The organism is Clostridium sp. JN-9 (genome assembly GCF_004103695.1).
Taxonomy (GTDB): domain Bacteria; phylum Bacillota; class Clostridia; order Clostridiales; family Clostridiaceae; genus JN-9.
The window spans coordinates 1,626,555-1,639,670 of sequence record NZ_CP035280.1 but is presented as its reverse complement, the minus strand read 5'-3'; the positions used below and the strand labels follow the sequence as shown (position 1 = coordinate 1,639,670).

Below are 13,116 nucleotides of genomic sequence, written 5' to 3'. Positions count from 1 at the left end.
TATTAACAAATAACAATTTAATTATTTTGATTTTTTTAAATATTTAGAATTATGTCTATTACCTTAATTATAATATCATAACGAAATATATAATTCAACACTAATTTATTTGTTTTCGACATATTATTTTAATATTTTATTTATTTTTCTCTTCTGTATTTGTTTCAGCTGAGTACTCTCTATGTTTACATTCCTGATTAGAGCATTCATAAAATTCTCCTTTAGTTTTATTAAACTTTTTAACCATATAACTTCCACATTGTGGACATTTCTTATCTGAAGGCTCAAACCAGCTTACAAAATCACATTTAGGATAATTGCTGCATCCATAAAACTTTCTTCCTTTTTTGCTTCTTTTAACTAGAATTTTGCCGCCGCATTTTGGGCAAGGAACTTTTAATTCTTCTACTATTGGCTTAGTATTTTTACACTCCGGGTATCCAGGACAAGCTAAGAAATCACCAAATCTGCCATGCTTAATTACCATAAATCTACCGCATTTTTCACATTTAATATCAGTAACTTTATCCTCAATTGTTATTTTAGAAACCTCTTTTTCAGCAATATCTATTGACTTTTCTAATGGTTTATAAAATTTATTCACCACTGATTTCCAATTCTCATTTCCTTCTTCAATATCATCCAGTTTCTGCTCCATTTCAGCAGTGAATTCAACATCAACAATTTGAGTAAAATAGTCTGTTAATATATTATTTACTATTATACCCAGTTCAGTTGGAAGCAATGTCCTTTTGTCCCTTTCAATATACTTTCTATCCAATAAAGTTGATATAATTGGAGCATATGTGCTTGGTCTTCCTATTCCGTTGTCTTCAAGAGTCTTTACAAGGGAAGCTTCCGAATATCTTGCAGGCGGCTGGGTAAAATGCTGTTTGCCATTAATTGATTTTTTAATTAACACTTCATTTTCTTCTAAAGCTGGTAAACTAATATCATTTTGTTCTTCATCTGCTCTATATTCATAAACTTTCATAAAGCCATCAAACTTAATATCTGTACCAGTTGCCCTTAATAAATATTTGTTATTAATAACATCAATTGATATTGCATTCATAACGCATGTGGCCATTTGACTTGCAACAAATCTATTCCATATTAAATTATATAGCTTAAATTGTTCATCCTTCAGGCTTTGTTTTGCTATCTTTGGCGTTATTTCTATATTAGTTGGTCTTATTGCCTCATGAGCATCTTGAATGTTTTTTTTGCTTTTATAAATTCTTGGACTTTCAGGAACATATTCCTTTCCATATTCATTTCCTATAAACTCTTTAGCAATTTCCTGTGCTTCACTTGAAATTCTTACTGAATCAGTTCTCATATAGGTTATCAATCCAGCAGTTCCAAATCCTTTAACGTCAACTCCCTCATACAGTTGCTGAGCTATTGACATAGTTCTTTTAGTAGCAAAGTTCAATTTTTTATATGCATCCTGCTGAAGTGTACTTGTTGTGAATGGGGGCAGCGGATTTTTATTTTTTAGGCTTTTTTTAATCTGCTTAACCATAAAAGAACCCTGTTCTAAGTTTTTTATGATCAAATCTGACTCTTCTTTGCTATTTATCTCAATTTTTTTGCCCTCATAGGATAAAAGCTTAATAATAAAGCTTTTCCTGCTATTTTCTTTATTTACTTCACATTCTATTGTCCAGTATTCCCTTGGCTTAAAACCATTAATTTCATTTTCCCTGTCACATATTATCCTCAGCGTAACAGACTGAACTCTTCCTGCACTTAATCCCCACTTTACCTTTCTCCATAGTATAGGACTGATTTTATACCCGACTAATCTATCCAGTACACGTCTGGCCTGCTGAGCATCAACTTTATTTATATTTATCTTTCGTGGAGATTTAATTGCAGCCTTAATAGAATTTTTTGTAATTTCATGAAACTCTATTCTGCATTTTTCATTATCATCTATCTTTAGTACATGACTTAAATGCCAGGAAATTGCTTCTCCCTCTCTATCAGGGTCAGTTGCCAGGTAAATTTTATCACACTTTTTTGCTTCTTTTTTTAATTTGTTCAGCAGTTCTCCCTTACCCCTGATTGTTATATATTTAGGCTCAAAATTATTTTCTATATCCACTCCAATTTGACTTTTAGGCAAATCTCTAACATGTCCCATTGAAGCTTCTACTACATAATTTTTGCCTAAGTATTTACCTATTGTTTTAGCTTTTGCTGGTGATTCAACTATAACTAATTTTCGTCCCATTATTTCCTCTAATTAAATATAATCAGAGTTTTACACCCCCTTGATTTGAAGTATCTATTTAAGACCTTTATACACATAATCATTAAGTATACATTGTACACCATTTATAGTATTGTCTACATATAAAATTTTACTTATATAGCTTAACATAATAATTACCTGCTAAACAAGTAATATGCTTTTTCAGTTGCAATTCAAATAATACCTCATATAAACGATTAATGTCAATATTAGTTATTTTAATAATATCATCAATATGTATAGGATTATCATTAATTACATTATATATTTTGTTTTCAAGATAAGTAAATTTGTCATTAACATTATTTTTGCAGGATGCATTAGATGTATTTGTATATGTATATTTTATGCAGTCAAATATATCTTTAACTTCAGTATAAACTATTGCTCCATCTTGTATTAACCTATTTGTACCCATACTGCAATTTGAAAGTACTGATCCTGGAACAGCCATTACATATTTACCCTGATCATTTGCAAAACTTGTTGTTATTAAAGAGCCGCTTTTTTCACCTGCCTCAATAACAATCACTAATTGGCTGAGTCCGCTAATAATTCTGTTTCTAATTGGGAAATTATCTTTAAGCGGCCCAGTGCCTGGCAAAAACTCACTTATTATGCATCCTCTGCTTTTCATTATATCGTATATTTTTTTATTTTCCTTAGGATAAACCATATCAATACCGCATCCTAACACTCCACAGGTATACCCTCCATTGTTTAAGGCAGATTCATGTGCTATTGAATCAATTCCTCTGGCCAATCCACTTATAATATTGATTTTATTTATACTAAGTTCTTTACAAATTAACTCTGTAACGTTTCTGCCGTAATAACTGCATTTTCTTGCACCAACAATGGAAACATTGTATTTATCATTTAGCTTCTCTATATTGCCTTTATAAAAGAGACCAAAGGGTGGGTTTTTAATATTAAGTAAACTTTTAGGATAGTTAATGCTGTTTATTAATGTTAGATCAACTCCATCCTCAGATAGATAATTAATTTTTCTTTTAATGTTATCATTATAATCATTTTTAAAAAAATTAATTATTTCTTCATAATTTATAATGTCACAATATCCATTTTTTAATGCATAATAAATATCTTCTGAATTTTTAAACTCAGACATTAGCTTATTTTTAGTTCTTTTGGGTATAGGCATATTTACTATCCAGTAATTATAAAAATTCATTTTTATTCTCCTCGTATAATAAGTTTATAGTCAGTTAAATGACTGCTATAAACTTATTTATTTTTATATTTTAGTATAGATAAGAAAGTATCTATGTTTTTCTGTGGGGATTCCCCCAATTCATTATTGCTATCTATTTTACATTCCTATCTATACAACTTACATTAACTATTTATAAAGGAATTTCCTAATGCTAAAATAGTCCTAACGGACTTTAGCGAAGGTTACTGCTGTATTCTCCTGCAAAACATATTGTTATTGCCTAGAAAGCTTGCAGCCTGACCAGAGTATCAAATTCTGCTTACACGAATGTTGCATCTCCATTCGTAGCCACCAGCAAGGTATTTCGCTTGGTTGAATGCTGATTACGCGAGGTTGCAGTCAGTACTCTGGATTAGGATAATTCCTTTTCTAATTTCCTCATTACTTTCGAAAGGTGGTGATTTCATGAAGAAAGTAGATTACTTATCAACTCTATTTGTTGGTATCGATATTGGTGCGAGACAAAATGTTGTCTCTGCAATTAACTTTGAACAGGAATTTTTTATTAAAATGAAACCTGTTCCTAATACACAATCTGGTGCAGAACAACTAGAATCCATGCTCGTCAAGATACTAGAAAATAATATATTTAAGGTTACTATTATTGGTCTTGAGTCTACTTCATTTTATGGCGTGCATATAGCTAATTTTTTATCTGCAAGTGAAAAATTTGTGCCATATAAACCCTACGTCTACTGTTTGAATCCTAAGGAAGTTGCTAACTACAAAGATTCCTTTAATGCTCTTAACAAAAATGATGGCATTGACTCTTTTGTTATTGCTGATTTTGCAAGAGTCGGCAGGATTCATACTGAGCCTTGGCGTGGTTCTCAATACCTTGCCCTACAAAGGCTTACAAGACACAGGCTTCATATAGTTGAATGCTTAACCAGGGAGAAGACATATATGCTATCAAATGTATTTCTCAAGTTTAGCGAATTTGCTTTGTTAGATGGTGAAGAACATCCTTTTTCTAATAAATATGGTGCCACTGCTTCCTCTATCCTGACGGATTTTTTATCTTCTGAAGACATTGCAAATGCTTCCATAGAAGAACTTGTTGAATTCATCAATACAAAGAGTCGAAAGAGAATTTCTGATCCACAGATGACTGCTAAAATTCTTCAACAAGCTGCTCGTAATTCATATCGCCTTGATAAATGCTTGTATGAGCCATTAACGATTTCAATTGCATGCTCTTTTAACTGTATTCAGGCTTTTGAAAAAGAACTGAGTACTATTAATAAAGCCATTGAGAAAGCGGTTATGGGAATGAATCCTGTGGAATATCAAATTCTCATGTCAATCCCTGGTTTTGGCCCTGTTTATTCCAGTGGTATTCTTGCCGAATTAGGCAGTGTGCATGCATTCCCTAATAATGATGCTATTGCTAAATATGCTGGCATCGTATGGAAAGAAAATCAATCTGGTGATTTCAAGGCTGAAAATACGCCAATGAACAAAGCAGGTAACCGTTATTTACGTTATTATCTGATAGAAGCCGCTGGTAGTGTCATAAGACACGTTCCTGAATATCAAGCTTTCTACCAGAAGAAATTTGCTGAAGTGACTACACATCAGCATAAACGAGCACTCGCGCTAACTTCTCGTAAATTAATCCGTTTGATTTTTGGATTGCTGGCTAAAAATCAACTCTACTCTTCAAATAGAGTAGATTAATTATATAAGACACACGAACATACATTCTGATTTGACTGTATGTTTATTAGGGTTACCCTTTTTTTGAAGAATCATTTCATTTTCTTTTTATTTTGTTCTTGACATATTACCAAATTGCTTTAATTATTATAATTAGATTTTTGTCATATATAAGAAATTTATACAAATAATTTAGTTTACTTTTTTTGCATTACTCATAATTTTTATTATGTAAACTTGATTAATAAAATATAATAATAAAGGGGCTGTCGCACTAATGAATTTACATGCAATATATTGTGGTGTTTATATATTTACTTTCTATAGACACCTATGGCTCTTTTAAATAATAATGTTGATGTGAATAGGACAATCCTTTAATGGTAATAATTAAGATACCTACATATTACTGAAAGGATTGGATTACCATGGAGAATAAAAAATGTACTGATATAAATATATTATCTTATTTTGCTTCATTAAGACATGATTCTGAAAGAAAATGCCCATACTGTGGCTGCACCCATACAGTGCTATACGGAAAATACAATGGTAAACAAAGATATATATGCAAAAGCTGTAGAAGAACATTTAATGACTTTACAAACACGCCAATTGCTAGGACTCACTTCCCTGAAAAGTGGGAATCATTTATTAGGTGTACTTTGGAAGGCTTATCCCTTAAGGCGGCAGCTAGAGAAATTGGCGTTTCTTATGTAACACTATTTTACTGGAGGCACAAGCTGCTTTCTGCCTTGAAAATGGTTAAACAAAATAAAATGCAGGGAAAGTTTGAACTTTATAATTTCTTCTTAAAATTCTCCCGGAAGGGACAGAAAGGCATTGAACATAATGAAAAGAGAGTTCATGATCAAAGCGTAAGTTACATTAATATCAGCAATAATAAAGTCTGCGTTATTACAGCACTGGATTCACATAAAAATATTTATTCCAGAGCAGTGGGAATGGGACGTATGAATGCAATGGATATGGAAAATCATATTGGAAAATTATTAAATAAAAATAAACATGTAATCTCAAGACCGAAAAGCTTTTTTGCCATGTTCTTTAAAAGAAAGAAAATAAGGGAGATTAATAAATTCCTTGATAATAGCTCTGAAGCAGTAAAATATAGATGTGACTGCATGGAATGGATATACCGTTTTAGAGGAGTAGCAACGAAATATTTAAATAATTATTTAAGCTTATTCAAATTCTTAAAGAGTTCTAATTCTAATAATATTTCATCTACAATAAATAAATTTATAGAAGCAAGAAGTAAAATTAATATTGAAAATACATATACAAATATGAGAAATGCTAAAATATGTTTTAATTAGCCTGTCCCTAACATGAACTTGTTACTTTATCAACACTATTTAATAAAAGAGCCATATATCTAAAGCAGGAAAGATTAAAGAACAGACTTTAATCTTTGGGTTTTAAGGGGCAGCCTATCGGCTCTGGATTTTTCAAATCCTTTTTTAACTCTATTAGTTAAACTGTAATTAGAGCCATCCTTGGTTCTTAAAACGCATGATTCACTCAGCAAATTGAATTTTAAGATTTTCTGTAAGAAAATCAACATTATTTGTTCTTTATTCTTTAATCTTTAATCTTTAGTTTCAGCCTTCAATAAAAAATGAGCCTTGCATCAGCAGTTTTAACTGCTAATGCGACAGCCCCTTTATATTAAACAATCTGATTATCCAAAAACCTTCTATATTCAAGTGCTTCCATAACATGACTCTGTTTTATATCCTCAGAGTTTTCTAAATCTGAAATTGTTCTTGCCACCTTTAATATCCTGCTGTAAGCTCTAGTGCTTAAGCCATATTTCTCAAATACCTTTTCTAAGAGCTGTTCAGTTTTATAATCAGTTTTACAGTATTTATTTATTAAATTTATATCCATTTGTGAATTTGTATAAATACCTTCATGTTTAAATCTTTCCTGTTGAATTTTTCTTGCAATTTCAACTCTTTTTCTTATTACCTTTGATTTCTCACCTTTATGATTACTTTTAATATCGCTGTAATTTAATGAATTTGCCCAGGTAAATATATCTATTCTATCTAAAAAAGGTGAAGATAATTTATTTATATATCTTTTTCTATCATAATCACTGCAGGTACAAATCTTTTTACTGCTGCCGAAGTTTCCGCATGGACATGGATTTAAAGCTCCAATAAACATAAAATTACATGGATAGCTTACAACGCCGGTATTCCTTGTTATGTTTATTGTTTTATCTTCTAATGGCTGTCTTAATAACTCCAGTATTTTTCTGTCAAATTCTAATAATTCATCTAAAAACAATATTCCATTATGAGATAAGGTTATTTCTCCTGGAAGAATCTTATTTCCTCCTCCAACTAAAGCTATTTTAGATATAGTGTGATGTGGATTTCTAAATGGTCTATTTAATAATAAACCCTGATCTTTGGATAATTTTCCTGAAACACTATATATTTTCGTAACCTCTAAAGCTTCTTCATAGCTCAGATTCGGCAGAATTGTCGGAACACGTCTGGCCAGCATAGATTTTCCGCTGCCAGGAGGCCCATACATTATAATATTGTGTCCGCCGGCACAAGCAACTTCAATTGATCTCTTACAGCTTTGCTGTCCATATATGTCTGAGAAATCAATATTAAAATAATTTTCCTTAGAAGTTTTGGTTTCCTTAAATGGCAGCAGATCCCTATACATTATAAAACTTACTACTTCATTTAGTGTTTCAAATGGATAAATATTTGCCTTATTTACTATAGTTCCTTCCAGTTTATTATCACAAGGTATAATATAATTATTAAGGTTATTATTTATTCCCTCTATTATAAGAGGAAGGACACCAGGTACCCTTTTAATTTCACCGGTTAATGATAATTCACCCATTACTAAAAATTCATTAGAATCCTGAAATTCAATTTGTTTTGTTGCACATAATATAGCAAGTGCTATAGGTAAATCAAATAATGCCCCATCCTTTCTTATATCACCCGGCGATAGATTAACTACAATTCTTGCCACTGGGAATTCATAACCGCTATTTATAATTGCAGATCTTACCCTTTCCTTAGATTCCTTAACAGATGTATTAGCTAGACCAACAATACTATAGCATGGCAGTCCGCGGGAAATATCAACCTCTACAGATATGATATTGCCTTTTATACCATAGTAGGAAGCTGTATTTATTACAAAATCCATATATATTCACCTCCTTATAATTATTGACAATTATTTCTTGTTTAATTCTTTATTATAATTAGTGTATTTATATTTATTTTGGACATAATCTGTAATAAATTATTTTAGGAGGTTACTATGCATTATTACAATAAAGATATAGGTGATTTTGGTGAAAGTACTGCCACAGAATATTTAATTAGCAAAGGATATACAATAATTGAAAAAAACTTTAGATGCAAAACTGGAGAAATAGATATAATTGCAAAAGATAATAATTATATAGTATTTATCGAAGTGAAAACCAGATATGGAAATAAATATGGACATCCGTGCGAATCAATAACACAAAAAAAGCAGTACAAAATTTATCATACTGCAGAATATTATATGATTATAAAAAAGCTATATAATAGTTATTTTAGGTTCGATGTGATTGAAATAGTTCTAAATGATTCCAATAATAATTGTTCAGTAAACTTAATAAAAAATGCTTTTCCTTTATAGTCTATAAAATTTTAGTAATAAAACTTCTTCTATGTATTTTACAAGGTCCGTATTTTTTTATTGCTTCAATATGTTCCTTTGTACCATAGCCGGAATTTCTGTCAAATCCATATTCAGGATATATTTTTGAATACTCAGCCATTATTTTATCTCTATAAACTTTTGCTATAATTGATGCACATGCAATACTTGCACTTTTTGAATCACCTTTAATGAAAAACTTATTGTCAATGGATAAGCTTTTTATTGCAAAACCATCTGAAAGAGCAAGCTGTGGCAAAAGCTCACCATTTAAAACTGCTTTCTTTAGCACTTCATTATTGCACCAGGAAATTCCTTTTAAATCTATCATATCATGCTGAATAACAGTTATATTATAGCATATTGACCTTTCTTTAATTTTAATAGACAGTTCTTCTCTTTGTTTAGGAGATAGTTTCTTGGAATCATTTATTCCAAGTATCATATCTTTGTCTTGGTGAGAATCTAATTTCAATATTACAGAGGCTGCACAAATTGGTCCTGCAAGGGGGCCTCTTCCTACTTCATCTGCTCCGGAGATATAAATATCTTCACCAAACTGTCTGTCAAAATTGTACATTTTACGTACTCTCTTTACTTCTGCATTTCTGTTTTCAATATACTTTTCTACTTTTTTGCCTAACATGTTAATGCTTTTTCTATTATCATTTAATAAAGCAAATACAAATTCTTTAGTATCTATTTCATTTAAATCACAAGAAAACAAATACTCATTTACATTTTCTTTAATTTCCTTTACGGAATATTCTTTTAATGAGGAAGCTTCTTTAATTTTTATAATAATATCATTTCTCATAGCATTACTTATGGCCTCTCCAGGGTGATCTTCCCAAGCTTACCGCCCCTAAACTCATCTAATAACATAACAGCAACTCTATTATAATCTATTTCGCCGCCAGAGATTACATTGCCCCTCTTTCTTGCAATATTATTTAAATTTTCTAAGGAATCTTCACTTAACGCCTGAATTTTATACCTTTCCATAAGTCTTTCCGGGTATGCATTCTGAAGCCTTTCCACTAATTTTAATGCAAGTGTTTCTATATCCATAATTTCATCTTTTATAGCACCTGTAAATGCAAGATTATACTGTACTTCTTCACTATCTAATCTAGGCCATAAAATTCCCGGAGTATCCATTAATTCAATACCTATTTTTGTCTTTATCCATTGTTTTGACTTTGTAACTCCAGGTTTATCTCCTATCTTTGCTATAGAATTTCTAGCCATTTTATTTATAAAAGAAGATTTTCCTACATTAGGTATACCAACTACCATGACTCTATCAATTATGTTCACTATACCCTTTTGCTTTTTTCTATCATGTTTTTCCTTAAGCATTTCATTTAAAGCTGGTTTTATATTTTTTAGTCCATCTCCAGAAATACTGTTTACTGAAATAGCCTTCACATTTTCACTTGACAAGGATTTTATCCATTGATTTGTAATCTTTGCTTCACTTAAATCACTTTTATTTAGCAGGATCAATCTTGGCTTATTTCCACATATATCATCAACATCAGGATTACTGCTGGATCTTGGTATTCTTGCATCTCTAATTTCAATTACTGCATCTACTAATTTTAAATTTTCTTTTATTTCTCTTCTAGTTTTAGCCATATGCCCTGGAAACCAGTTTATTGCCATTGTATCAACACCTTCTTATTTAAGTTTTCCTGCTGTTTTAAATGGATAGATTCTAAAGTCAGCTTTACCTACAACAAGCTTTAAATCCACAAATCCAACATCTTCAAATCTACTGTCCCTGCTGTTATTTCTATTGTCTCCCAATACGAATATTGTTTTATCAGGAACTGTGACTTCGTTAAAGTCCCTCATCTTATTTTCTAAAATATATGATTCATTTTGCGGCTTATCATTTATATATAGCTTATTGTCTGAAATTCTTACTTTATCTCCGCCAACTGCCACTACTCTTTTGATAAATTTTTCCCTAGGGTTGGCAGGATATTTTATTACAACTATATCACCTGGCTTCGGCTGTCTGAAATAATATGTCACCTTTTCAACAATTAACCTATCTCTATCACTAAGTGTTGGATCCATGGAATGACCATCCACACTAACAGTTTCAAATACAAAGGTTATTATCAAAAATGCTGCAATTAAAGCAATTACAATAGATTTCGCAAGCTCAATTAATTCTTTTAGCAATTATATCACCACCCTATATATAAAAAAGGGACTATACTAGCCCCAATTTTTATTTTCTCTCTTTAACTTTAGCTGCCTTACCAACTCTATCTCTTAAGTAGAATAGTTTAGCTCTTCTTACTTTACCTTTTCTTACTACCTCAATTTTATCAATAATAGGAGCATTTACTGGAAATGTTCTTTCAACACCAACTCCATAAGCAACTCTTCTTACAGTAAAGGATTCTCTTAATCCCCCGTTTTGTCTCTTAAGAACTGTTCCTTCAAAAATCTGAATTCTTTCTCTGTTTCCTTCTTTAATTTTTACGTGAACTTTAACAGTATCTCCTACGTTGAAATCAGGTAAATCATTTCTGATCTGCTCGGCTTCAATAGCCTTTATTACATCTAACATATGTGCATTCCCTCCTTAAGTTAATTGACGTTCTTGCTCAGCATGATTGCAAGCAGAGGACCGCCCGTACTAGCACAAAGCTTATTTTATCATAAGCCCTTAAATTTTGCAATAACAATTAAGAATTATCAGAGATTTCGCATCTAAATTCCAGTAAAAGATTTACTTTTACTGGAATTGTATTTTATTGTACTTTCTTACATGGCTGGTAAATCAACAGACCGATATGTCGAAAAAATAGTTATAATTACCCTTACCCTAAGAAATTTTAATAATCGATTTCCAATTTTATTTTTATATTAAGTCTTTTTAAATATTGGATTATTCCAGTTGTCATCTATAGTAAATCTTTCATCTTTTATATCTTCAATAATATCTATTTGAAGCATCCGTTTCTTTCTAAAACCTCTGATACATCTAAAAAAATATAACTGCATCAGATTAAACGCTATAATTATAAACATCAGTACTGTCTCTACGCCCGTAGGGCTATGAAGAAAGCAATGATCTAAATGCCATTCTGTTTTAAGCTGATGAAAGGCATTATTTTCTATATCCCACCTCTTGTGCATTATCTTCCACAAGGTTTCTACTGAGGCAAATTTGTCTGTTGTTATAATCCAGCCTTCTTTAATTTCTACCTTATCTCCAGTATGAATTTCTTCTATAAACCTTATAAATCTAACTTTGATAGTCGGATCTGATATTTCAAAATTATCTTCATCCCAAGCTTTAATTTTGGTATAGTCTTTACTTCCCTGCTTTACAATCCATTTCTTATCAGCCTCACGGCGCTTAAATAGAGCTAATGCATCCTTTACAATGAGAAGACGCTCATCTTTAACTCTTACTACTGCATTCATTCCTATTGAAAGGACTTCTTTTATCCAAGTAGATTTACAATATAAAGCATCAGCTACTATAATATCGGCAAAATGGTGATATTTACGATATAATTTTTTTATTAATCTTATACCTCCGGTGATTTCACCTTCATCTTTATTCGAACTATCTTTCTTAGGTTCAAGCATTTCTTGTCCTAAAATAACATGGGGATCCGAACCTACGGTAGTACAAACTACAGATCTGTGGAAATGACGAGTAGTGCCATCCTTATTCTTTCGTGAAAGACATTTGTCACAAAATTTTTTAGCACTTTCAAATAATTCTACACCATCTACAGCAACTACCTTTAAGCCATCTATGGTACCATTTCTAAATATCTTATTTTTTATCGTAGTTCTAATTATACTATCATAAATATTTTTCAAACCATTCAAATCAAAATCACTTAAGCAGCGCCTAACGGCATCAATGTGAATCATTTTAGTGTTTTTAGGTAATACTTTTTTAAATTTACCTTTTTTAAGCCAATGCTCTAACCTGTTGAAACTTCTTATTTGAAGCATAAATCCAAACAAAACTACAAAGGTGATTGTTGAAATTTTTACTAGAGATTTTATCTTTTTATCCTCTAAGGTATTGATTTTTTCACCTATATCGTATACTTTATTAATATAGGTGAGCATTTGTTTTAAATAACTTTTATTCATCTTAAGGCATCCTTTCTATTGTGTTGTGCAAAACTATTATAAAAAGGATGCTTTTATTATGCAAATTTTTTTTATAATTTCCAGTAGAAATCGG

The 13,116-nt window shown here is 31.0% G+C and carries 11 protein-coding genes; 3 read left to right on the top strand and 8 right to left on the bottom strand.

Going from position 1 to position 13,116, the window contains the following annotated elements:
• Nucleotides 1-136: 136 nt before the first annotated feature.
• Nucleotides 137-2,242, bottom strand: a complete 2,106-nt coding sequence (gene topA / locus EQM05_RS07935) for a type I DNA topoisomerase (protein WP_128749536.1) — start codon at nt 2,240-2,242, stop codon at nt 137-139.
• A gap of 130 nt (nt 2,243-2,372) precedes the next feature.
• The gene (gene dprA, locus EQM05_RS07930; protein ID WP_128749535.1) at nt 2,373-3,458 is read right to left on the bottom strand and encodes a DNA-processing protein DprA; all 1,086 of its coding nucleotides are present in this window, start codon (nt 3,456-3,458) and stop codon (nt 2,373-2,375) included.
• A gap of 447 nt (nt 3,459-3,905) precedes the next feature.
• On the opposite strand from dprA, the gene EQM05_RS07925 reads away from it, so the two are divergent.
• Both EQM05_RS07925 and EQM05_RS07920 read left to right on the top strand, forming a co-directional pair.
• On the top strand, nt 3,906-5,180 hold the full coding sequence (locus EQM05_RS07925; protein WP_128749534.1) for an IS110 family transposase: 1,275 nt from the start codon (nt 3,906-3,908) through the stop codon (nt 5,178-5,180).
• A gap of 407 nt (nt 5,181-5,587) precedes the next feature.
• Entirely contained in the window at nt 5,588-6,499 is a 912-nt protein-coding gene (locus EQM05_RS07920) for a transposase (RefSeq protein WP_128749533.1), read from the top strand.
• Nucleotides 6,500-6,851: 352 nt separating this feature from the next.
• Here the strand turns inward: EQM05_RS07920 and EQM05_RS07915 are convergent, their stop codons facing one another.
• On the bottom strand, nt 6,852-8,372 hold the full coding sequence (locus tag EQM05_RS07915) for a YifB family Mg chelatase-like AAA ATPase (RefSeq protein ID WP_128749532.1): 1,521 nt from the start codon (nt 8,370-8,372) through the stop codon (nt 6,852-6,854).
• 117 nt (nt 8,373-8,489) lie between these two features.
• Here EQM05_RS07915 and EQM05_RS07910 point away from each other — a divergent pair, with 117 nt between their 5' ends.
• Nucleotides 8,490-8,858, top strand: coding sequence for a YraN family protein (locus EQM05_RS07910; RefSeq protein ID WP_128749531.1), 369 nt, complete (start codon nt 8,490-8,492; stop codon nt 8,856-8,858).
• Nucleotide 8,859: 1 nt separating this feature from the next.
• On the opposite strand, the gene EQM05_RS07905 is transcribed toward EQM05_RS07910, so the two are convergent.
• From EQM05_RS07905 to EQM05_RS16165, 5 genes are all read right to left on the bottom strand, one after another.
• The gene (locus EQM05_RS07905; protein WP_128749530.1) at nt 8,860-9,696 is read right to left on the bottom strand and encodes a ribonuclease HII; all 837 of its coding nucleotides are present in this window, start codon (nt 9,694-9,696) and stop codon (nt 8,860-8,862) included.
• A gap of 8 nt (nt 9,697-9,704) precedes the next feature.
• Nucleotides 9,705-10,547 (bottom strand): ribosome biogenesis GTPase YlqF, encoded by an 843-nt coding sequence (ylqF, locus tag EQM05_RS07900; RefSeq protein WP_128749529.1) that lies wholly within the window; start codon nt 10,545-10,547, stop codon nt 9,705-9,707.
• Nucleotides 10,548-10,562: 15 nt separating this feature from the next.
• Nucleotides 10,563-11,075 (bottom strand): signal peptidase I, encoded by a 513-nt coding sequence (gene lepB, locus EQM05_RS07895; RefSeq protein ID WP_128749528.1) that lies wholly within the window; start codon nt 11,073-11,075, stop codon nt 10,563-10,565.
• A gap of 49 nt (nt 11,076-11,124) precedes the next feature.
• The gene (gene rplS, locus EQM05_RS07890; protein ID WP_128749527.1) at nt 11,125-11,469 is read right to left on the bottom strand and encodes a 50S ribosomal protein L19; all 345 of its coding nucleotides are present in this window, start codon (nt 11,467-11,469) and stop codon (nt 11,125-11,127) included.
• Between the two features lie 299 nt (nt 11,470-11,768).
• Nucleotides 11,769-13,022, bottom strand: a complete 1,254-nt coding sequence (locus tag EQM05_RS16165) for a transposase (RefSeq protein ID WP_128749526.1) — start codon at nt 13,020-13,022, stop codon at nt 11,769-11,771.
• Nucleotides 13,023-13,116 lie beyond the last annotated feature (94 nt).

Coding starts and splice junctions, on each gene's coding strand:
- topA (WP_128749536.1), bottom strand. CDS start 2,242: ATGGGACGAAAATTAGTTATAGTTGAATCACCAGCAAAAGCTAAAACA.
- dprA (WP_128749535.1), bottom strand. CDS start 3,458: ATGAATTTTTATAATTACTGGATAGTAAATATGCCTATACCCAAAAGA.
- EQM05_RS07925 (WP_128749534.1), top strand. CDS start 3,906: ATGAAGAAAGTAGATTACTTATCAACTCTATTTGTTGGTATCGATATT.
- EQM05_RS07920 (WP_128749533.1), top strand. CDS start 5,588: ATGGAGAATAAAAAATGTACTGATATAAATATATTATCTTATTTTGCT.
- EQM05_RS07915 (WP_128749532.1), bottom strand. CDS start 8,372: ATGGATTTTGTAATAAATACAGCTTCCTACTATGGTATAAAAGGCAAT.
- EQM05_RS07910 (WP_128749531.1), top strand. CDS start 8,490: ATGCATTATTACAATAAAGATATAGGTGATTTTGGTGAAAGTACTGCC.
- EQM05_RS07905 (WP_128749530.1), bottom strand. CDS start 9,696: ATGAGAAATGATATTATTATAAAAATTAAAGAAGCTTCCTCATTAAAA.
- ylqF (WP_128749529.1), bottom strand. CDS start 10,547: ATGGCAATAAACTGGTTTCCAGGGCATATGGCTAAAACTAGAAGAGAA.
- rplS (WP_128749527.1), bottom strand. CDS start 11,469: ATGTTAGATGTAATAAAGGCTATTGAAGCCGAGCAGATCAGAAATGAT.
- EQM05_RS16165 (WP_128749526.1), bottom strand. CDS start 13,022: ATGAATAAAAGTTATTTAAAACAAATGCTCACCTATATTAATAAAGTA.